Source organism: Flammeovirga kamogawensis (assembly GCF_018736065.1).
Classification (GTDB): Bacteria; Bacteroidota; Bacteroidia; order Cytophagales; family Flammeovirgaceae; genus Flammeovirga; species Flammeovirga kamogawensis.
The window spans coordinates 935,372-958,210 of sequence record NZ_CP076128.1 but is presented as its reverse complement, the minus strand read 5'-3'; the positions used below and the strand labels follow the sequence as shown (position 1 = coordinate 958,210).

18 protein-coding genes are annotated in these 22,839 nt (G+C 32.9%); 5 read left to right on the top strand and 13 right to left on the bottom strand.

What is annotated here, in order from left to right; genetic code table 11:
• Positions 1-161 precede the first annotated feature (161 nt).
• The 8 genes from KM029_RS03795 to KM029_RS03760 form a co-directional block, all read right to left on the bottom strand.
• Complete coding sequence (locus KM029_RS03795) at positions 162-2,429, bottom strand: M1 family metallopeptidase (RefSeq protein WP_144075452.1); 2,268 nt, start codon at positions 2,427-2,429, stop codon at positions 162-164.
• Positions 2,430-2,482: 53 nt separating this feature from the next.
• Positions 2,483-4,825, bottom strand: a complete 2,343-nt coding sequence (locus KM029_RS03790; RefSeq protein ID WP_158631148.1) for a M1 family metallopeptidase — start codon at positions 4,823-4,825, stop codon at positions 2,483-2,485.
• A gap of 228 nt (positions 4,826-5,053) precedes the next feature.
• Entirely contained in the window at positions 5,054-6,181 is a 1,128-nt protein-coding gene (locus tag KM029_RS03785; protein ID WP_158631147.1) for a glycerate kinase, read from the bottom strand.
• A 4-nt stretch (positions 6,182-6,185) separates the two neighbouring features.
• Positions 6,186-7,304 (bottom strand): DNA-processing protein DprA, encoded by a 1,119-nt coding sequence (gene dprA, locus KM029_RS03780; RefSeq protein WP_144075450.1) that lies wholly within the window; start codon positions 7,302-7,304, stop codon positions 6,186-6,188.
• A 117-nt stretch (positions 7,305-7,421) separates the two neighbouring features.
• Positions 7,422-8,204 (bottom strand): 16S rRNA (adenine(1518)-N(6)/adenine(1519)-N(6))-dimethyltransferase RsmA, encoded by a 783-nt coding sequence (gene rsmA / locus KM029_RS03775; RefSeq protein WP_144075449.1) that lies wholly within the window; start codon positions 8,202-8,204, stop codon positions 7,422-7,424.
• A 168-nt stretch (positions 8,205-8,372) separates the two neighbouring features.
• Positions 8,373-8,879 carry a porin family protein gene (locus KM029_RS03770; RefSeq protein WP_144075448.1) on the bottom strand — a complete coding sequence of 169 codons (507 nt, stop codon included), beginning with the start codon at positions 8,877-8,879 and terminating at the stop codon, positions 8,373-8,375.
• Between the two features lie 217 nt (positions 8,880-9,096).
• Positions 9,097-12,585: a VPS10 domain-containing protein gene (locus KM029_RS03765; protein ID WP_144075447.1), complete on the bottom strand. Its 3,489-nt coding sequence runs from the start codon at positions 12,583-12,585 to the stop codon at positions 9,097-9,099.
• A 9-nt stretch (positions 12,586-12,594) separates the two neighbouring features.
• A complete protein-coding gene (locus tag KM029_RS03760; protein ID WP_144075446.1) occupies positions 12,595-12,999 on the bottom strand; it encodes a hypothetical protein in 405 nt (134 codons plus the stop codon).
• 342 nt (positions 13,000-13,341) lie between these two features.
• Here KM029_RS03760 and pdxA point away from each other — a divergent pair, with 342 nt between their 5' ends.
• The 4 genes from pdxA to KM029_RS03740 all read left to right on the top strand — a co-directional run bounded on the left by pdxA (position 13,342) and on the right by KM029_RS03740 (position 16,004).
• A complete protein-coding gene (gene pdxA, locus KM029_RS03755) occupies positions 13,342-14,694 on the top strand; it encodes a 4-hydroxythreonine-4-phosphate dehydrogenase PdxA (protein ID WP_144075445.1) in 1,353 nt (450 codons plus the stop codon).
• 39 nt (positions 14,695-14,733) lie between these two features.
• On the top strand, positions 14,734-15,180 hold the full coding sequence (locus KM029_RS03750) for a DUF3299 domain-containing protein (RefSeq protein WP_144075444.1): 447 nt from the start codon (positions 14,734-14,736) through the stop codon (positions 15,178-15,180).
• Positions 15,180-15,644 (top strand): Fur family transcriptional regulator, encoded by a 465-nt coding sequence (locus KM029_RS03745; protein WP_144075443.1) that lies wholly within the window; start codon positions 15,180-15,182, stop codon positions 15,642-15,644. The genes KM029_RS03750 and KM029_RS03745 overlap by 1 nt, the downstream gene beginning before the upstream one ends.
• Before the next feature lie 180 nt (positions 15,645-15,824).
• Entirely contained in the window at positions 15,825-16,004 is a 180-nt protein-coding gene (locus tag KM029_RS03740) for a hypothetical protein (RefSeq protein ID WP_144075442.1), read from the top strand.
• Positions 16,005-16,064: 60 nt separating this feature from the next.
• Here the strand turns inward: KM029_RS03740 and KM029_RS03735 are convergent, their stop codons facing one another.
• The 5 genes from KM029_RS03735 to KM029_RS03715 all read right to left on the bottom strand — a co-directional run bounded on the left by KM029_RS03735 (position 16,065) and on the right by KM029_RS03715 (position 20,735).
• Positions 16,065-16,565: a hypothetical protein gene (locus KM029_RS03735; RefSeq protein WP_144075441.1), complete on the bottom strand. Its 501-nt coding sequence runs from the start codon at positions 16,563-16,565 to the stop codon at positions 16,065-16,067.
• Between the two features lie 151 nt (positions 16,566-16,716).
• Positions 16,717-17,424: a purine-nucleoside phosphorylase gene (gene deoD, locus KM029_RS03730; RefSeq protein WP_144075440.1), complete on the bottom strand. Its 708-nt coding sequence runs from the start codon at positions 17,422-17,424 to the stop codon at positions 16,717-16,719.
• A 14-nt stretch (positions 17,425-17,438) separates the two neighbouring features.
• Positions 17,439-18,584: a phosphopentomutase gene (locus tag KM029_RS03725; RefSeq protein WP_144075439.1), complete on the bottom strand. Its 1,146-nt coding sequence runs from the start codon at positions 18,582-18,584 to the stop codon at positions 17,439-17,441.
• Positions 18,585-18,608: 24 nt separating this feature from the next.
• Positions 18,609-19,274 carry a deoxyribose-phosphate aldolase gene (gene deoC, locus KM029_RS03720; RefSeq protein ID WP_144075438.1) on the bottom strand — a complete coding sequence of 222 codons (666 nt, stop codon included), beginning with the start codon at positions 19,272-19,274 and terminating at the stop codon, positions 18,609-18,611.
• Positions 19,275-19,430: 156 nt separating this feature from the next.
• On the bottom strand, positions 19,431-20,735 hold the full coding sequence (locus KM029_RS03715; RefSeq protein WP_144075437.1) for a thymidine phosphorylase: 1,305 nt from the start codon (positions 20,733-20,735) through the stop codon (positions 19,431-19,433).
• Positions 20,736-20,802: 67 nt separating this feature from the next.
• Between KM029_RS03715 and KM029_RS03710 the strand changes: the two genes are divergently transcribed.
• Positions 20,803-22,821 carry a peptidylprolyl isomerase gene (locus KM029_RS03710; RefSeq protein ID WP_205125463.1) on the top strand — a complete coding sequence of 673 codons (2,019 nt, stop codon included), beginning with the start codon at positions 20,803-20,805 and terminating at the stop codon, positions 22,819-22,821.
• The last annotated feature ends 18 nt before the right edge of the window (positions 22,822-22,839 follow it).

The following is a 22,839-nucleotide window of genomic DNA, read 5'->3' as shown; positions in this document are numbered from 1 at the left end:
TGGTTACTCGATTATTTTTGCTTGCCTACATATCAGACAAATTGATGAATGATTATATCAATTTATAAAAGAAAAAAGACTCACCCAAAATTAATTGAATGAGTCTTTATTTTATCTACTACTTCATTAGTTATTCGTACTAATAAGAAGCACAATTATTATTAATGATTTGCTTTATAAAGTTTAAAGCGACTTGTATTTTCTTTTCTAGGAAAATAATTGTTGAAGGTATCAATGTCGGCAGTTTCTCTGTTAGGGTCTAAAACAAATTGATTTACTTCTTTGTCACAGACAAATACTTTTGATACAACTTTATCGTCTTTTTTCCAGATTTCTGCAGGAATGTATTTTTTATCTTTTGATCCATCAGCATATTGAAGTTCAATAATAATTGGCATCACTAGCCCTCCAATATTTTCAAAATCAACTTGATATACAAAATGTCCTTCATTAATCCATTGTTTATCATTTTCGTTTAAAGAAGAAGAATAACGTTTGTACTTTTCTGTTTCTTCTTTAGAAACATCAAGAGGATCATAGGTGTTGTAAAAATCTTTTAATTCAGGTTTACGATCTACACGTCTAGGAAGGTTTTCTTCTTTGTTATGAATTTCCGTAATTGTTAGCGGTTGTTCATCTCTTTCAGCCTTTCTCTTAGGTGCTTCAATTGAAGGATCTTGTGTATTGAAATCTTCAAACTGAACATTTTTTATGCTGATATCACAAGGTTCGATTGTATAAAACCAACCTCTCCAAAACCAATCTAAATCTACACCAGAAGCATCTTCCATTGTTCTAAAGAAATCAGCAGGAGTAGGGTGTTTAAATTTCCATCTATTGGCATATTCTTTAAAAGCATAATCAAAAAGCTCTCTGCCCATTACAGTTTCTCTTAAAATATTGAGAGCTGTAGCAGGTTTTGAATAGGCGTTATAACCAAACTGATGTATAGATTCAGAGTTAGTCATTATTGGCGAAATATTATCAGGATTACCTTTCATGTAATCTGTAATTAGTTCAGGGAATCCTTCCATAGATGGGTAACCTTCTTCCCACTCTTGCTCTGCTAAAAATTGTAAGAAAGAGTTTAACCCTTCATCCATCCAAGTCCATTGGCGTTCATCAGAATTTACAATCATAGGAAAGTAATTATGACCAACCTCGTGAATAATTACTGAAAGCATACCGTACTTTGTACGCTTAGAATAATGTCCTTTCTCATCAACACGTCCGTAGTTAAAACAGATCATTGGATATTCCATGCCATTATCAGCTTCAACAGAGATAGCAACAGGGTAAGGGTAGGCAAATGTAAATTTAGAATAGACTTCTAATGTGTGTGCAACTGCTTCAGTAGAATATCTATTGTATAACTCATAGGCTTCTTTAGGATAGTACGACATTGCCATTACACGTTTGCCTTCTACTTCAACACCCATTGCATCCCAAATAAATTTTCTTGAGCTACCTAAAGCAAAGTCTCTCACATTTTCGGCTTTATAATGCCATGTTTTTGTGCCTTTGTCTTTTTTCTTTTCGTTTTTGATCGCTTCTTTATGCGTAACAATTTCTACAGGTTTTTCTGCAAATTTTGCTTTTTCAATACGCTCTAATTGCTTTTCACTAAGAATTGAAGAATCTTGTAAAACGCCAGTTGCAGCTACAATATGATCTGCTGGAACAGTTAGTTTAACATCAAAGTCGCCAAAAGTTAATGCAAACTCACCATCACCAAGAAATTGCTTGTTTTGCCAGCCATTAACATCATCATAAACAGCCATTCTTGGATACCATTGCGTGATTGTATACAAAGTATTGCCATCTTCAGCAAAAGTTTCGTAACCACCACGACCACCCATAAGTGTTCTGTCGTTAATATTAAAATGCCATTTGATATTTACTTCTACAGTTTCTGAAGGAAGAAGAGGAGAAGCAATATCAACTCTCATCATAGTTTGATTGATGTTAAATGGTATTGGGTTACCATTTTTATCTGTAACAGCTTCTATTTTATGTCCTCCATCATACTCAGGATATCCTTCGATTCTTTGTATTCCGCTAGGAGATATTTTTTCTTTAATTTTATTTTGCTGAATCTTATATGTGTTAGAGTTCTTCGCTCTCATATTTTGATCCAACTGTATCCACAAGTACTTAATTGTATTTGGGGAATTATTAGTATAGGTAATCTTTTCTTCTCCTTTTAGTTGATGTATAGTTTCATCTAAAGAAGCATTGATTACATAATCTGCTTTTTGTTGCCAATAGTTATGACCTGGAGCTCCAGAACCTGTACGGTAAACATTTGGTGTTGGAAGTTCTTGATCGAGTTGTCTGAACTTATTGTTATTATAGGCTTCTTTTTGCCCAAAAGACAAATGAGTAAGTCCAATAAATAAGAGTGAAGTGGTTAGTAATGTTAATCTCATTATGTTTATAATAAAATCGGCTCACTTAAATTAGTGAGCCGATTAGACAAGAATTACTTTTTATTTTTCTTAGCTTTTTGCATCGGGTTCAACTGACCGCTATCATACGTTCTTGGTTGATTAGCACCTGATTTATAAAGTTGGAATCTACTGATTTGAGTTTGTCTAGGGAAATAATTGTTTTCCGTATCAATATCTGCAGTTTCTCTATTAGGGTCTAAAACTAATTGAGCTACAGGTTTGTCACAAACGAATACTTTTGATACAACTTCATCATCCATCTTCCAGATTTCAGCAGGAATATACTTCTTATCAGATGTTCCATCTTCGTATTGTAACTCAATAATTATTGGCATTACTAAACCACCAACATTTTTGAATTTAACTTGATAAACATACTTTTTAGCAGCAATCCATGCTTTATCATTACTGTTTAATCCTTTTTCATATTTCTTATATGCCTCGTAATCTTCATAGTCAGCATCTAATTCATCATAAGAATTATAGAAATCTTTTAACTCAGGTTTACGGTCTACTCTTCTTCCTAAATTCACTTCTTCGTTATGAATAGTAGTGATGTCTTTAGGTTGAGCATCTCTTTTGTCCTTACGTTTCTTTTCCTCAACCTTAGGGTTTTGAGTATCTAATTCTTTGTACTGAACATCTTCGATAGCAATATCTACGGCTTCAGTAGTAAAGAACCAACCTCTCCAGAACCAATCTAAATCTACAGCAGAAGCATCTTCCATTGTACGGTAGAAGTCTGCAGGCTTAGGGTGTTTAAATGCCCATCTCTGTGCGTATTCTTTAAAAGCATAATCAAAAAGTTCGCGACCCATGATTGTTTCTCTTAGAATATTCAATGCTGTTGCAGGTTTTCCGTAAGCGTTGTTTCCAAACTGCTTGATCGACTCAGAGTTTGTCATGATAGGAGAAATGTTATTTTTCTCACCTTTCATGTAATTGACAATATTTTCAGCAGGTCCTCTACGAGAAGGGTAATTTTCTTCCCATTCTTGTTCTGCTAAATATTGACAGAAAGTATTTAAGCCTTCATCCATCCACGTCCACTGACGTTCATCAGAGTTGATAATCATAGGGAAGAAGTTATGACCAACCTCATGAATAATTACTGAAATCATTCCGTATTTAATACGAGGAGAATACGTGCCATCTTTTTCAGGTCTACCATAGTTAAAACAAATCATTGGGTATTCCATACCGTTTGATGCTTCAACCGAGATAGCTACCGGGTAAGGGTAGTCAATTGTATGCTTAGAGTATACTTCTAAAGTATGTGCAACTGCTTCTGTAGAATATTGACCATATAAAGGGTTGGCTTCTTTAGGGTAGTAAGACATTGCCATTACAGTTTTGCCATTAATATCTACACCCATTGCATCCCAGATAAATTTACGAGAAGAACCGAAAGCAAAATCTCTAACATTTGTAGCTTTATAGTGCCATGTTTTTGTTCCGCTTTCTTTTGTCTTTTCTTTTTTCTCAGCTTCTTTTTGCGATACAATTACAACAGGTTTGTCAGCTGTTTTTGCTTTCTCAAAACGTTTCTTTTCTTCATCAGATAAGATTTCGTCAGGATTTTGTAATTCTCCTGTAGAAGCAACAATATGATCAGAAGGAACTGTGATTTTTACATCATAGTCGCCAAAAGCTAAAGCGAACTCACCATTTCCTAAGAATTGTTTGTGCTGCCATCCGTTAAAATCATCATAAACAGCCATTCTTGGAAACCACTGCGTGATAGTATAAATAGTATTACCATCTTCAGCAAAAGTTTCGTAACCACCACGGCCACCCATTAAAAGACGGTCGTTGATATTATAATACCAATCAATGCTAAAAGAGAATTGCTCACCTGGTTGTAAAGGTTGAGGTAAGTCTAAACGCATCATTGTTTTGTTAATAGTGTAAGAAAGATCTTTACCATTAACATCTTGTACTTTTTGGATTTTATGACCACCATCATAATCAGGGAAGCCATCTACTGCAGCTAGCTGATTAATATTTGTTTTCTTACCCACTTTATTCTGACGTATTTTATAAGTATCAGAATCAGTAGCTCTCATGTTTTGATCTAACTGTATCCATAGATAAGTTAAAACATCAGGTGAGTTGTTAAAATAGGTAACTGTTTCAGCTCCTGTTAATCTGTGTAATTTCTCGTCAATTGATGCCTCAATAACGTAGTCTGCTTTTTGTTGCCAGTATTCATGTCCCGGAGCACCTGAACCTGTGCGGTATACATTGGGTGTAGGAAGTTCTTCATCAAGTTGCTTGAACTTGTTATTATTGTAGAACTCATTTTGTCCAAAGGCTAAGTTCGTGCTTGCAATTGCAGCAAGCATCAAAACGATTAGTTTGGTTATTTTTGTCATTATGTGGAGAAGTTGAAAAATGAAAGTTTAAAAAATGGATCAAGCATTACCAAAATTTAGTATAGATAGAAATTATCTTTATTCAAGATTGATAACGATTTCATATACTCTAAAGATGAACAAATACCAGCGTAGTTTTCAATAGAATACATTTTCCATCATTAACCTGCAATTTGATAAAAAATTAATAATTTTATTATTTCAATGACTTAAAAACTGTTAACGTGTCTATTTATTAGTGATGGAAATCACCTTTGCAAATTGATGTACACTATATTTTAAATTTTCAGCAGTTTTATTTATTGCTTCGTCTATTAAAACAAGAGAAGGATTTATACTAAAAATAGTATAAAAGGGTAGATTATTTATATGATTAACATTGTTATTTCCTACAAATGCAATGCAAAGTTTGCCTTTCTTTTCTGCGTATTGAGCAATTGCATAGGGGGCCTTTCCTTTTAATGATTGCTCATCTAAACACCCTTCAGTAGTGATTATTAAGTCTGCACTATCAATCGCTTCGTGTAAACCAAGTACTTCCATAATAAATTGGCTGCCATCCATAATTTCTGCATTTAGAAAAGCCCAAAAACCAGCAGCCGTGCCTCCTGCAGCTCCACCACCTTCTACATGTTGTACATCTTTACCTGTTTGCCTATGTATAAGTTGACTTGCGTGAGATAGGTTGTATTCTAATACATCAATTTCGGTTTTACTAGCTCCTTTTTGAGGTGCAAAAGTTTTTGCAGCACCATTTTTTCCAAGGAGAGTGTTTTTAACATCAACCGCTAGGTAAAAGTGCTTATTTTTAATTTTTGTACTTAACGTAGAATAATTAATAGCTTGAATTAAATCTAAATTTTTTCCTTTGGGTCTAATCTCTTTTCCTTCAAAAGTTAGGAATTTAACACCAAGAGCATATAAAGCACCCAATCCTAAATCAGTAGATGCACTACCACCTAAACCAATTATAAATTCTGTGCAGCCATCTTCGAGTGCTTGATTAATAACTATCCCTAACCCTTCGGTTGAGCTTTCTAAAGCATCGTAATTTTCTTTTGTTAGCGTTTGTAAGCCACAACATTGAGCTAATTCTATAACAGCAGTAGCGTTATTAATTTTTACATAACCAGATGTATGTGTATTTCCAATCGCATTTTTTGTTTCTACTTGAATAAACTTTCCATCTTTTTCATCAGAAAGTATTTTAGAAAAACCATCGCCACCATCTGTTATAGGCTTAGAAATTATTGTATCTTTTGGCCTTATATCATACCAAGCATTTCTAATTATTTGTGCCGCTTCATTTGCAGATAGGCTATTTTTAAATGCGTTTGGAGTTATTACTATTTTCAAGTGTTTATGTATTTAATGTGTAAATATTACCAGGTTTCATTTTTATTACGCCTTTTAATTCAAGTTGTAATAATGTAGAAGCTAATTTAGTTAAAGGAATTTGAGATTGTATAGAAATTTCTTCAATATGTAAAGGAGCTGCCTTAATTGATGCTGTTACTTTCTCTTCCAAAGGATCTAAATTTTGAGGCTGAAAAAGATGCATCTGTTTAGATGGGTTAGGAGTAGAAGTATCCCAATTCATTGTTTTGATAAAATCTTCAACATTAGAAAATAACGTTGCTCTATGGTGTTTTATCAAATTATTACAACCTTCAGCAAGTGGGTCAGTAATTAAACCAGGTACTGCGAAAACATCTTTATGGTAACTATTTCCAATATCTGCAGTTATGAGTGCTCCGCCTTTTTTCTTTGCTTGAACTACTATTATAGCATCTGCAAGTGCTGCAATTATTCGGTTTCTAGCAGGAAATTTAGGGCCATCAGGCTGAGCATCCATAGGGTTTTCTGTAATAAGCCCACTTTGATTATCCGCAAGCATTTGATGTGCTGTATTTTTATGGATAGACGGATAAACAAGATTTAAACCGTTAGCCATTACACCAACAGTTCCTATGTTGTTTTTTAGAGCCGCTTTATGTGCTGCTATATCTATACCATAAGCTAACCCACTGATAATATTAATTTCTTTAAGGTGACTTACTCTTTCTATTATTTTTTGAGTGATATGCGTTCCGTAATCAGATGCATTTCTAGAACCTACAATTGCAATATTTTTTTGTGTATTTAAACCAGTAGCTTTTCCTTTAACATAGATAAGGTAGGGGGCGTCTTTTTGAAGTTTTAGCCTTCTAGGAAACTCTTCATCTAAATAAGTAAGTACTCTAGCATTTGATTTTATTACTTTCTCTAATTCTTTTTCGGCGACATTAATTTTTTGTCGTGAAGCTACAATAGATTTAGCTGTTATTTCGCCAATACCATTAATTTTTAATAATGTGCTATCATTTGCTTTGAATACAGCTTCTGCACTACCTAAATGAGAAATTAATAATTTGCAAGTAGCACCTCCAATACCAGAGATACTATTTAGCCATAGTTCGTGTAATTTGCTTTCGGTCATGTTTTAGTAATGTAAATCGCTAATATTTAATTCGTTTACTAAATTACTAAACAATGTTTATATATAAAACAAATTGATGTTTAAAAAATAAAAGCACCTCCTAGGAGGTGCTTTTAATTATTTTCTTGACTCTTCAATACGTAATGTAAGATCTATAAAATCCTCTACTGATAATTCTTCAGCACGTTTTTTAAATATTGGATCTTCTAACATTTCAGCTGGTAAACCATAAGGTTTTAACGCATTACGAAGTGTTTTTCTTCTTGTACTGAAAGCTTGTTTTACTACTTTAAAAAAGGTTTCTTGCTTACAAGGTAATTCTTTACGGTCGTTTCTTTTTAAAGAAATAACTGCTGATTCTACCTTTGGTGGAGGAATAAATACTCCTGGAGGTACCGTAAATAAATATTCAACATCAAAAAATGCTTGAACAAGTATTGTTAAGATTCCTGCCGTTCTGCCACCTTTTTTTGTGGCAATACGCTGTGCTACTTCTTTTTGAATCATACCTACACACTCAGTAATCTGATCTTTGTGTTCAAGTATTTTAAAATAGATTTGCGTAGATATATTATATGGGAAATTACCAATTAGCCCAACAGGGTGAGGAGCAATTTTATCGATGTCTAATTTTAAGAAATCACCTTCGATAATTTGATCTTTAGGTAAACCAACTTCATTTTCTAGGTATACAACAGATTCGGAATCAATTTCTACAACAGTAGTTTTAATTCCTTCTTTTTTCATCAATCGGGTAGTTAAAACTCCCATACCCGGGCCGATCTCATAAATTTCATTGTATCCTCCGTGTCGCGTCATTGCGTTAACTATATCGTCTGCAACTTGCATATCGTCAAGAAAATGTTGTCCTAAATGCTTTTTAGGTTTAACGTTGGCCATATTATTTTTTTAGAAGTGCTGAGAAAAATCTCAATTTTTTTGTAAAAAACGTGTTTTTAGCTCAACAAAACAAATTACCTAACATACGTTTGTCAACATTGAGAATAAAAAAAGGCTAACAATAGCAATATCTATTATTAGCCTATATCTATATAAGAATATTTTTTTCTACCAGAAGAATGTCAGCTTATAGCTCATAAATCTTTCTTGATCAATAATATTATAATTTGCACCAATATTAAAATTACCCACTTCTATACCTGCACCTGGAGCGTAAGTTACCGATTCGAATCCAGTTCTATAACCTGCTAAACCTTCAACATATAAAATTGAGAATTTATATTTTAATCCTCCAGAGAATTCCCAATCATTCAAATCTGGAGTTATAGAATAATCGCTAATTCTTTTACCTTTAAAAACACTCCAACCAAAATCACCTCTAACAGATAATCCTTTTGTTAATTTATAATCTAAATCTAAATATACACCTACTCCATAATTATAATCTGTTTCAAAACCTTTTATTGGAGCACTATATCTGATAGAATTACCTGCAGTTAATGTAAAGTCTTGATCTCTTTTAGAAGCTTTAGACTGTGCGTTAGATTGTAATGATATTAAACTTATTAATGTTATAAAAATTAATGTAATTTTTTGAATACTTGAGGTTTTCATACTTGTTGTTTTTATTTGGTGAATGTGATTATTTACATTCTAAAGACAACCTTATCTCTTTGTGTGACAAATGTTATTTGTCAATAAATTTGAATTATGATTATTGTAGTGTGTTGTTTATCAAGTTTTTGTGTATTGCTATTTTTGGTTACTGAAAACAAAAAAGCACCATTACTATTTATAATGGTGCTTCAGTTATTAGGAGGAATTGAGATAATTACCTAATTATAAACTTATAAGAAGATTGTGTATTATTTGATTCTACAGTTAGAATATAAATTCCCATTCTAAAGTTTGATAGATCGATTGGAATTTTATTTGCTCCAATTTGCACATTAATTTCTTCACTTTCGTGCATTGTACTACCAATTAAATCAATGATTCTATATTTGATATTTTCATTTTTTTGAGCGTAAATATCAAGTGTAGTTTTCTTATCAAAAACTTCTGTAGGGTATACCCTAACATTAGTTGTTTCTTTATTTTCTTCAATAGATAAGATTGGATTATCACTTTGAATGTTGATGTTAGTAATGGCCCAACCCCAATTAGGATTACTTTCATCAGAATTCATTTTAAAACGAACGAGTATAGTATCACCTACAGCGAAAGTATCTTTTAAGTCGTATTTGTGTGTTACTTCTAATGTTTGAGCTCCGTTAGAACCTTGATTTACATAATACTCCCAATCATCATTGGCAGAGGCATCGTAATTTCCTGTAAGATTGACCCAATCAATACCACCTTTACTTACTTCAACAGCTACATAATCGTCATCAGTAGAAATCATCGCAACATCTGTATATGCAAAATGAGATCTTTCATTACCTACAATTATTGGAATTTTAAGGTAAGAGTATTTGATAAAGTTGTTCGTATAATTGTGTTCTGAATGAAAACCACCAAGCTCAAAAAAGTCTACATTATCATTATACACCAATGCATCTCCAGTAAAATCAGAAATTGAAGAATAAGTACTAAAGTCTTCGTAATATTCTGTTTGAGCAGTCTTGTATTCTACAGATTCTAATGTCTTTAAAACAGATTTGTATTTTTCTCCATCCAAATAACTAATTAATTGAATAGTAGTATGTCCATTTAATTCTTCAGATGATAATTCAATAGAGTTTTCTCCTGCATTGACAGTATTTGGTATAGAGATAAGGTAATTTCCAGAATCACTATACACTGCAATAGAATCTATGGAAGAAGAAATAGTATAATCTATAATAGTTGTACTAATTGTTGAGTTGAAATTTGTGATGTTAGGTTGAGGCACTTCTGCTAAATCAAATGACCAAATTCCTCTACCATGTGTTCCAACCACCACTTGATTGTCTACAATTTTTAAATCCCATATAGAAACAGATGGTAAACCACCTGATAGTTTGTGCCAATTTTCACCATTATCAGTTGATTCAAAAATACCTATTTCAGTTCCTACCCAAATAATTTCATCATTATAAGGCATAGTGATTACGTCGTAAACAGCAACATCTGGAAAGCCATTATTTGAAACACCACTTGTACTAAAACCTGAAAGTTCTGTCCATGTATCTCCATAGTCATTTGTTCTAATAATTTTAGGAGCATGAGCAAATGAGAACAAAACAAAAGCAGAGGCAGGGTTAAGTGAATTTGTGCCGATACCTGATATAGGTCCCATCTCAAAGCCATTTACAGTGAAATTTTCAACAGGTGTGAAAGTGTTTCCTTTGTCTTTAGAAACATGTACTCTATAATCATCAGACATATGAGCTCCAGCCCAAATTACATCTGTAGATGCATTGGAGATTTTTACATCAATAAAACTATTAATTATCCATTTTTCCGAAATAGGTAATAATTTCCAGTTGTCTGCAAAGTCAGTAGATTTCCAAACACCGGAAGCACCAACAGAATAAACAGTATTTGGGTCTTCTTTTGCATAAGCCAACTTCGTAATAAAGGGAGCTGCTTCACCTAAGTCAGTTAACCCATTATTCGCTTCAAAATAATTATTACCTCCATTGTTAGATTTTAAAATGATATTATTATATACACTTCCTAACAATAAGTCTGAATCACTACTATTCCATGCAACCTCAAAACCATCACCCGGAAGAAACCTTCTATAATCTGAAGCATTGGTAGGGTTATTAGATGAAATCCAACTACCGTTATCTTGCGATCCGCCTATATAACTATTCTGTCCAGATTGTTTGTCTACACCGTAAAATTGAGTAGTGTTATAACCGTGGCCAGCAAAAGTCCAATCGCCATCTAATTCTCCAGGGTTAGTACCAGACTTAGAATAATAGATACCGCCATCATTTGTATTTATAATATAAAATGCATTCGCAGATGTTGTTACATATTGTAAAGAATGGTGATCGGGGTGAAGTCCTTCATGCACCGTACTTCCTGTAGATTGGGAGTAGCTATTATTGCCGTCACCGTAAGCATCAGAGATAACTGTAAAAGCACCTGAATTTGCTACTCCTTCAGTCAGCTCTAATTTCCACAAATTAACTCCTCCAAGATATACAATATCTTGATCAAACGGATGGCACATAATCGTATTGTCATACCAACCTTGTCCACCTAAATATTCTTCATTGTTAGTTGCATTAACTCTTTCCCAAGTATTTCCAGTATCCATAGAAACATACACATTGCCATCAGAGCTACTTGAGCCATTGCCAGCAATAGATGCATATATGTAAGATGAATTTACTGGAGAAATAGCCAATTCAATACGTCCAGAAGCATTAATATTACTCCCAACCTGTGACCAAGTTGCACCTGCATCAGTAGACTTTACAATACCAACATAAGCAATTGTAGCATATTGAATAGTGAAATCTGTAGGATCAGCAATTATTTGTTGAATAAAATTACTACCTGTATAGACTTTATCCCAAGAATTACCACCGTCAGTAGATTTTAAAATAAAAGAAGTTCTGTTATTCGTTCTAATTGGATTTTTAGAAGTACAAACCAATAGTGTGTTTTCATCGGTAGGGTCTACTATAATTCTGTTTGAGATTTGGAAATCATCGTTTTCAATAGTTGAAGTTAAAGCAACCCAAGTGTTACCACCGTCTGTAGATTTAATAATTCCGTTACCTAAAATACCATCTAAATTACCAAAAGCTTCACCTGTAGAAGCATAAAAAGTTAAAGGATTACTTTCGGATTGTACAATGTGTGAGATTGATAAATTCGGTAAGTTGTCAGTTTTAGCCACCCAACTTTCTCCTCTATTTGTCGATTTCCAAATACCACCACTTACAGAGCCTGCAAACCAAGTTCTGTTTGTATTGTCATTTTGGTCAACAACTAAAGTACGTGTTCTTCCAGGAACGTTAGCAGGACCTCTTTCAATCCATTCTTCAGTGGCTTTTGTTCTAAAATTTGAGAAATATTCTTGGTCATGGACTTTTGCTAGTGCAAGCTCCTTCTCTTTATAACCAACATTATATTGTGGTGTTTTTTCTCCTTTTCGGATTTTCATTGAACGAAGAACTTCAAGAAATTTATCAGGTTGATCTGCTTTTGCATAACCATTTTCTCTTTTCTTTTTCTTCTTTATATATTCATTTTTAAATATATCTTTTGATGCATAAACTGTCTTTTCGTTTTGTGCATTTTGATAAAAGTAAACACTGCATAAAACAGCACCAACTATACCTAAAAGAAATATCTTTGTGTAAATTTTATTCATAAGATAGTATTATTGAACTGGTTCTAAAATAGCGTATATGTCTATTTCTTTAGTTCTGACATTAGAAGTACTTGTAGCGACACCCATAAATTGACTAATAACAAGGTGTTTATCGTCTTTAAACGTAATCTTACCATTGTTTATCGTCCCTTTGATTGAAGTAGGTTTACCCTTATTGTCTAGTAGTATATATTCAACTTTTTGAACAGGGTTGTCAGTGCTCATTCCTTGAAAAGTAGTGCACAAATAAAATTTTAGATCAGACGAAGATTTAATCTCAATATCATTACCCTTTAAGAAAGTAGAGGCATTTTTTTTCAATACTTCTGTGGATATAGAAGATGGGTTTCCTTGCTTCATACAAGAAGAAATTAATAGGAAAGAGAATAAAATTAAGCTGTAAAATTTTGTCATAAAAAGTTGTTTGATACCCCAAAAAGATACTAAAATCAATAGGTTATACAAAGATTGGAAATAAATGTAAATTTATTGCTATCTGTTATGTGAATCTATATCAATTGTAACATAAATTATATTTTATCTTATTGTATATACTTTAGAATTGCGTTGGATGTTTAATAAATAGTAGAATTATAAGTGAACACCTCATTGATATCACATTTATCTTTATATTTAAGACAATTATAGTATTTAAATGATATAATTTTTTTGATAAAGTGTTACTTTTGATTTAACCGACTTATTAGAAATACTAAGTATTCGATTAACGAACAATATTGTCCAATCGGAAATAATATGAAAGACATTAAAAATAGAAAATCTGATAAACCTCGTATTGGTATTACAATCGGAGACTACAATGGAATTGGTCCCGAAGTAATCGTAAAGGTTTTACAGGATAAACGAATTACAAACATTTGTACACCAGTTGTATATGGTTCTGGCCGTATTCTTACAAAGTACAAACGTATTTTAGGGATAGAAGAATTTACGTATCATCAGTACAATAACAATAGCTACTTACACGATCAAAAGATTAATGTAGTAAACTGTTGGACTGAAGTTCAAGAATTAGAGCCGGGTAAGATTACAGAGGAAGCTGGGAAATGTGCTTATTTATCTATTGCAAGAGCATCCGAAGATTTAAACACAAAAACCATTGATGCTGTAGTTACTGCACCTATCAATAAGGCAAATATTCAAAGTGAAGATTTTAAACATGCCGGTCATACGGAGTATTATCAAGAAAACCATGCAGATGGCGGAGATACTTTAATGACTTTATGTGCTGGAAGTTTAAGAGTAGGCGTTGTAACAGGACATATTCCTTTAAAAGATGTTTCGGCGGCAATTACTAAAGAAGCTTTAACGTCTAAATTGAAAGTATTAATCAATTCATTAAAAAAGGACTTTGGCATTACTAAACCTAAAGTTGCAATAATGGGGTTAAACCCACACGCAGGTGAAGATGGTTTATTGGGTGATGAAGAAATTAATGTAATTGGACCTGTAGTTAAAGAATTTAAGAAAAGAGGAAACCTTGTATTTGGTCCTTTCCCTGCCGATGGATTCTTTGGTACAATGGCGTTTAAAAATTACGATGGTGTACTTTGTATGTATCACGATCAAGGGTTAATCCCATTTAAATTACATGCTTTTGAAAGTGGTGTAAATTATACTGCAGGTTTAACTATTGTGAGGACTTCTCCAGATCATGGTACAGCATATAACATTGCAGGTAAAGGTGTTGCAGACGAAACTTCTTTTAGAGAAGCTCTAATGCAAGCCGTAGATATTGTTAAGGTAAGAAATGGCGAAATCACAAATAAGATTCGTCCAAATGCGAAACAATTACTTCAAGATCGTAAAGATCAAATAAAGATTCAGAAAACACTGAAAGCAGGTGAAGGTGAAGAAGAATTTGATTTAAGCGAATTAGAAGCTGGAGAAAGAAAAGAGGCTCAAGTAACTAAGCAACAAAAAATGCTAGAGAACAAGTCAAAAAATCAACAGCAAGGAGGAGGGCGATTTGATAGACGCCCACACAATAAAAAAGAACATTGGAAGCCTCGTAAAAATCATCAAGATAGACCTCCTTTTCCTAACAAAAGTGAGGAGGCTCCAAGAGAAGAAAAAAATAATGGATAAAGGGTTAAATTAAGCTTGTAGAATTCTTATTTTTATAAAATGAAGAAGAACTTATTTAGCTTAGTAATTATTTCAATTTTCTTATCTTCTTTTAGTCTAGTTCAAAATCAGAAAGATGTTTGGTTAATTCTTCAAAAAATTGACTGGGAAGACAAATTTGATAAAGAATTAGAAATGAAAGTGCCTTTCCCGATTTTCTCTGAAGACGTTAGAGCATTAGAAGGAAAGGAGATATCAATTAAAGGTTTTGTTTTACCTATTGATACAGATGATGAAAATTCGATGTTAATTTCATATTATCCTTTTGCAAATTGCTTTTTTTGTGGAGGAGCAGGTCCAGAAACTATTATGGAGGTTTTTATGGATGTTCCTAGAGAGGTAAATGATGAAACAGTAACTTTTAAAGGTATCCTCAAATTAAATGGAGATGCTACGGGTATGATATACCAATTAAAAGATGCAGTTGAAGTAGAAACAATAGACTAATGGAAGAGATAAAAGATATTTTTGTAAAGTACCTGGAGGAGAAAAAGCTAAGAAAAACTCCTGAACGTTTTGCAATTATGGAAGAGATATACAGTAGAGGTGGACATTTTGATGTTGAATCTTTGTATATCAATATGAAAAATAAAAATTACAGAGTTAGTAGAGCTACGGTTTACAATACTTTAGATCTTTTACTTGATTGTAATCTTATTACAAAACATCAATTCGGAAAGAACTTAGCACTTTACGAAAAAGCTCATGGTTTTAAACAACATGACCATCTAATTTGTAAAGAATGTAATAAGATATTAGAATTCTGTGATCCTCGTATTCAAAAAATACAGCAAATGGTTGAAGAAATTTATGACTTTGAAATTGAAAGTCATTCTTTAAACTTCTATGGGAGTTGTAAAAAAGAAGATTGCGAAGGAAAAAAGAATAAGGAAACAGAAGTAGAGCAATAAGCTAATTGCCTATTTCATAAAGAAAGTCTTTGAGGAAACTTAAAGGCTTTTTTTAATATCTAGAGGAAATCATTTTGAGATAATGATTTGTCATTATTGAATAAAATAAAGGGGTGTTACTTTAAACTGATTTTATCAATTAGCGTTAAATGGTATATAAACAAAATAAAATATACCATTATGAAAAGAGTATTATTATCTATCGCATTTTTAGGGTTATTGTCTTGTACTACTTCTACTGCAGAGTATGGACCTGAGAAACCAGCAAATCCAATTGTAGAAGTTCCTCAGCATCCAATAGAAGAAAATCCAATTACACCTGATAATCCGATAGGAGACGTTCCTTCTGATCCTTATTAATAAAAAAAGCTGTTAATCTATCTTGAAAGATTAACAGCTTTTTTATTAGAATAGATTAAACTACTCAGTTACTGTAGGCTTTTTGAATATTGGAAAAATACTAATAATCCAAACCAAAATTAGTACAGAGATAATAATAGGAGAATATTCTATTCTAATGGCATCCATGTCATGACCTTGTGTGCCGTATATTAGGCCTAAAGTTGTTAGCATCAGAAGATTGAATAATGTAGCTAACCCTTTTGTCCATCCTTTTGTTTTTTCAAGTAATAGGGCTCTATTTTCCTTGGTCTTCAACCAGAAGTTTTTATTTGGCAGAAGTATTAAAGATTTAGGTAAGTGTAAAATTCCACCACCTAAAATTACAAGAGCAATATCTACAAATAATAGCGTACCCATTGATGCATAAAAGAAATCACTTTTACTCATGATTACTGCTTCAGAAGCTTCTGTAGCATGTAGTACCATGACTCCACTATCAGGGAAGTAGATATAGGCTAAAAGATTAAGACCCAAGTAAATGAATAATGATAAGGTCCATAGGTATTTTATATATTTCATCGGAATGATTTGTTTGAAAGTTTGTTCTTTTGCAAATATAGTTTTTCAACTTAATATTTTCTGTTAATTCAGATAAGTTTAAAAAGAAAATCCCCATAATCTTTTTGGGATAAAAAGACTATGGGGATTCTTGATCCTAAATTAGATTCATTTATTTGGCAATTGCAGTTTCTAAAGCAATTTCCATCATATCTGTAAATGTATTTTGACGATCATCAGAAGAAAGTTCTTCTCCTGTAACCAAACTATCACTTACAGTAAGAATTGTTAAAGCACGAGCGTTAAACTGAGCAGCAATTGTGTAAAGTGCTGTTGTTTCCATTTCTACAGCTAAAACACCATATTTTGCCCATTTTTTCCATTCGTCAGCATCATCACCATAGAATGCATCAGAAGAAAGAATGTTACCATTAAAAGGAACAATACCTTTTGCTTCAGCAACTTCATTTGCTTTTGAAAGCATTTTGAAATCTGCAGCAGGAGAGTAGTCCTTACCGCCAAATCTATTTTGGTTAAAAGATGAATCTGTAGATGCAGACATTGCAATTACTAAATCTCTAGGTTTAATATGCGGTTGCATAGAACCACAACTACCTACGCGAATTAATTTTCTTACACCAAATTCTGTAACCAATTCGTGTGCATAAATACCAATTGATGGAATACCCATGCCTGAACCTTGTACAGAAATTCTGTGCCCTTTATAAGTACCAGTGAAACCTAACATTCCACGTACATTATTATATTGAACAGCGTCTTCTAAGTAATTTTCTGCAATGAATTTAGCTCTTAATGGGTCGCCTGGCATAAGTACAACCTCTGCAATATCTCCTGGCTTAGCGCCAATATGAATACTCATGTTATTTATATCTTTTAAATTATCATTGATGCAAAGCTACCAGTAGTAGGAGCCTCGTTTAATAAAAGTTCCTCAATTGTAGTTCCTATATCTGCAAAAGTTGATCTGAAACCAATATTTACAGGTTTGATTTTTTTACCAAAAACTAAAATTGGAATATGTTCCCTAGTATGATCAGTCCCTTTAAAAATAGGGTCGTTACCATGATCAGCTGTGATAATTAAAATGTCATCATCTTTCATAGCAGCAGTGATTTCTGGTAACCTTTGATCAAAATATTCAAGGGCGTCTCTATAACCAATTAGGTCTCTTCTATGACCAAATAGCATATCGAAATCTACCAAGTTAGTGAAGATTAAACCTTCATTATCTTGTTTTAAAAATTCAATAGTTTTATCAATACCTTCAGAGTTACTCTTTGTGTAGGTATGGTCTGTAAAACCTTTGCCTGCATAAATATCATATATTTTACCAATACCTATAGAATCTTTGCCGGAAGCAATAATTCTAGTAAGCATGTTTTCTGCAGGCTCTAAAGAATAATCATGACGATTTGATGTGCGTTCATAATTTCCAGATTTGCCAATAAATGGACGTGCAATTACACGACCAACATTTAATTGTTTTCTAGCAATTTCACAGTAACGATATAGATCCTCTAAAGGAACAATATCTTCATGGGCTGCAATTTGGAAAACAGAATCAGCAGAGGTATAAATAATTAATTTACCTGTTGCAACATGTTCATCACCAAGTTCATTTATAATTGCAGTACCAGATGCAACAATATTACCAATGGTGCCTTTTCCTGTTTCTTTCTCAAAGGCTTCCATAATTTCAGCTGGGAATCCATTAGGGTAAGTAGGTAATGCTTCAGATAAAATCTGTCCAGCAATTTCCCAATGCCCTGTTGTTGTATCTTTTCCTTTAGAAACTTCTTTTGCTTTTCCATAAGCAGCAGAAGTAGTTCCCATAGGAGGTAAACCATGGAGAGGAGCGATATTACCAAGACCCATTTCATGCATGTTTGGTATATCTAAACCTGCACTATCGGCAATATGTCCTAGTGTATTTGCACCTCTATCTCCATATTCATCGGCATCACTACTAAAGCCGATACCAACACTATCTAATACAATTAATGCAACTCTATTAATCATAGGTGTATATATTTTAAGATGAGATTAGTAACTTCCTTCGTCAGCTGTACCGCCTTGAATAATTTTGATACCACTAGAAGTACCTAAACGAGTTACACCCATATCAATGTATTTTTGAGCAGTTTCGTAATCACGAACACCGCCACTTGCTTTAAGAGCAGCTTTACCTTCAACAGCATCTTTCATTAATTGGATATCTTCAAAAGAAGCTCCTCCTGTTCCAAAACCTGTAGAAGTTTTTACAAAATCTGCATTGGCAGCAACTGATAATTTAGATGCTTCAACAATTTGTTCTTTTGTTAAGTAACATGTTTCTAAAATTACTTTTAACACTCTAGAACCAATTGCTTCTTTAATTTGACGGATTTCTTCCTGAACATAATCAGTTTTTCCATCAATCATTTTTCCAACATTAATAACCATGTCAATTTCGTCTGCACCATTAGCTACAGCACTTTTTGCTTCGAATACTTTAGAAGCGGTATCCATTTGTCCTAATGGGAAACCAACAACAGAACATACTGCTACATCAGAACCATCTGTATGTTCTTTAGCTAAAGGAACATAGGCAGAATTAATACATATAGAAAAGAAATTATATTCTTTTGCTTCTTTACAAAGTTGAATAATTTGAGCTTCTGTTGCATTTGCTGCTAAGATTGTATGATCGATATATTTTGCAATACTCATGAGAAAATTATTAATATATTTTTGATAAATTTTATAATTGGCTACAATAAAACAGTAGCCTTACAAATTAACGAAGTGATTTACGAACTCTTAAATCATCTCTTTGATTTAATGATTTGGTTAGATTTTATTAGCAATCAGCTCGTTATTTTTATGTTATTGTATGTCTAAAATCACTTCAGGTGTACTTACTAAAGTATCACTATAACCATAAGCACTAGAAATTAGTGCGATTGCATCTTCTAATTTCTGATTTTTCTTGTTGTAATGCATTACAGCTAAAGTATCTCCTTTAGTTACTTTATCACCAACTTTCTTTTTTAGAACAATACCTACGGCATGGTCTATTTCATCTTCCTTTGTTTCTCTGCCAGCTCCAAGAAGCATAGCTGAATTACCTACTTTCTCTGCCATTAAAGATGCTATATATCCATCTTGTTCGGCTTTTACTTCTAAAGTATATTTTGCGGTAAGGAATTTCTCTGGATTTTCGATGAATGAGGGATCACCACCACAGTCTTCTACAAAATCTCTTAAAGCTTTTACAGCTTCACCAGTCTGTAACTTCTCCTCTGCTAGTTTAACACCTTCTTCAATAGAATTTACATCACCTTTTTGTAATAGAGCAATACCAGTAATAGTGGTAATAAGTCTTTCAAAATCTTTTGGTCCGTTACCTTTTAAAGATTCAATGGCTTCATAAACTTCTAATCCATTACCAATACCATCACCTAAAGGTTGTTCCATACCGCTTAAAACAATATGTACTTTTCTTCCAAACATTTCGCCAATGCCACGCATAATGTTTGCTAGTTTTTGTGCATCGGCTAGGTTTTTCATAAATGCACCATCTCCAACTTTTACATCTAGGATAATACCATCACTTCTAACAGCTAGTTTTTTACTCATTATACTAGATGCTATTAGAGGGTAGCTACTAACAGTTGCAGTTACATCTCTTAATGCATAAAGTTTTTTATCTAGAGGGACTATATTTTCGGTTTGTCCCATTATACCTATGCCTGTATGTTCAATGGTTTTTACCATGTCCTCTTCAGTAGAAGGGAATTTAAAACCAGGAATAGCTTCAAATTTATCGAGTGTGCCGCCTGTGTGGCCTAATCCTTTACCCGACATTTTTGCTGTTCCAATACCAAATACAGATAAAAGAGGGGCAAGAGCAATACTTGTTTTATCTCCAACACCGCCAGTACTGTGTTTATCTATAAGAAAACGTTCAACGCCATTTAATTCAATTAATTCACCCGAGTCACGCATGGTTTGCGTAAGTGTCTTTAATTCATGTTCCGATAGGCCATTCAAATAAACAGCCATTAAAAAGGCTGACATTTGATAATCAGTGGTCTCACCACTAAGATAGCTTTCTAAAAAGCCTTTCAATTCTTCATCGGATAATAAGATATTATCTCTCTTTTTTGCTATTATATCTACAGCTCTCATAAATAGTAATTTTGATATGAGAATTAATTTTGGTTATTTTTAACTGAATCAATCAAAATCAATTCAAATGAGCAAACTCAATTACTCTTTTAAGTTAAATTTTTTACTAGTGTTTATATGTGTATTGACATCAGCTTGTACACAAGATGAAAACCTAAATGAAGAAAAAATAATTCACTTTGATAATAAGTTTAAAGACGCAAAGATTAGGGATATTTATAATCTAAGAGATCAGAGAAACACTTTGGGAGTAGCAGAATATTTAACATCAGATTCTTTAAAATATAGAAGAGAAGCATTAATCGCTTTTGGGTCTATACAAGATACAACAGCATTACCTTATTGTAAAAAGATTTTAGAGGAAGAAAATGATATTTCTTTGAAAATTGCAGCAGCTTTCGCTATAGGTCAAATATCATCACCGAAGTTAAACGATTTTATGATCAATTATATCGTGATGCATGAAGCAGAAGAGGAAGTTGTAGAGCACCTTTTTGAAGCGCTAGGGATGTGTGCAACTGATAGAGCTATTGTATTTATGACAGGTTTTGTTACTCTATCAGTACCTATAAAAAGAGGAATTGTTAAAGGATTATACAAAGCAATTGTATGGCAAAATAGTACATCTTTAGATGCTGCTTTACAAGTAATGAGAATCTATTCTAGAAGTTTTTCAGAAGGTATGGAAGATGATGAAACAAGAGAATGGTGTAGCTCTTTTTTCGGGAAACTTAATTCTGAGCATACTTTAGAGGTTTTTAGTTCTAATATTTTTGATCAGGCAAGGAGAAATGAAAATGAATTAATTCGAGCAAATTTTGCATTGGCAATTAAAGCGTTTTCAAAGGCAAATGGAAGTGCAAGTGCATTACAAAAAATTCTATCATCAGAAAAATCATCACTTGTTTTAATTAATGCTATTAAAGCAACAGAAGCAGTGAAATACACCACTGTAATTGATGAAACAATTTCTTTTTTAGACAATAAAGATCCAATTGTTGCAACTGTGGCTGCAGATGTTCTTTATAAAAAGCTTGGTTGGAACACATCAAAACAGGTATATAAAATTGCCAAAAAAATTAAATACCCTAATCCAAGAGCTAAAGCTTTAAAGGCTGTAATGGAAGAGAGAAACAAACAGTCTGAAATTTATAATTTTACAAAAGACCTTTTTGAAAATTCGAACTCGGTTTACGAGCAATGCTTGTTATTAGAAGCAATGAATGAATCAAAATTAGGGAAGAATATTGCCTTTGATACTTGGAAAACAACTACATCGATTCCATTAAAAACAAAAGCAATTGAAATTATAACTGCTAATTATGCAAAGCAGAAGTCACTTTCTTCTTCTAAAGGAAAAGAGCTCAATAAAATTTTGGTTGATGCTTTACTGACAAAAGATGTAGGTCAGATTTATACAGTTTGTTCTTTCATGTCAGCAAATGTAGCTAAATTTAAAAAATATTATCCTTCTGTTAATCAAATGGATAGTGTGAAAAAGAATTTAGAAATTCCTTTGCAAGTTGAAGCCGTGATAGAAATTGAGAAAGCAATTGCAGCGATCAATCAAACGACTTATAAATATGAAGCTCTTAAAAGTAATGTTGGGGTAAAGTGGGAAATGATTCAGAATATTAAGCCTAATCATTTAGCTAAGATTTATACCAACCAAGGTGAGATAACCATTCAGCTTAAAGTAGAAGATGCTCCTGCAACTGTTGCGATGTTTGTAGATTTAGTTCAACAAAAATTTTACAATGGTTTATTCTTTCATAGAATGGTGCCAAATTTTGTAGCTCAAGGTGGAGATCCTCGTGGAGATGGTTTTGGTGGTTTACCGTATTCTATTCCTTCAGAATTTTCTTTATTAGAATACCAAGAAGGTTCATTAGGTATTGCATCAGCAGGAAAAGATACCGAATCTTGTCAGTTTTTCTTTACAGAAGTTCCTACACATCATTTAGATGGCAGGTATACAATTTTTGCTGAAGTGGTTGAAGGATTAGATGTAATGCATAAATTAGAGTATGGGGATAAGATGGATTCTGTAGTGGTGCTTAAAGATATATTACCACTAGCACAATAAATTGATAGAATTATCCTA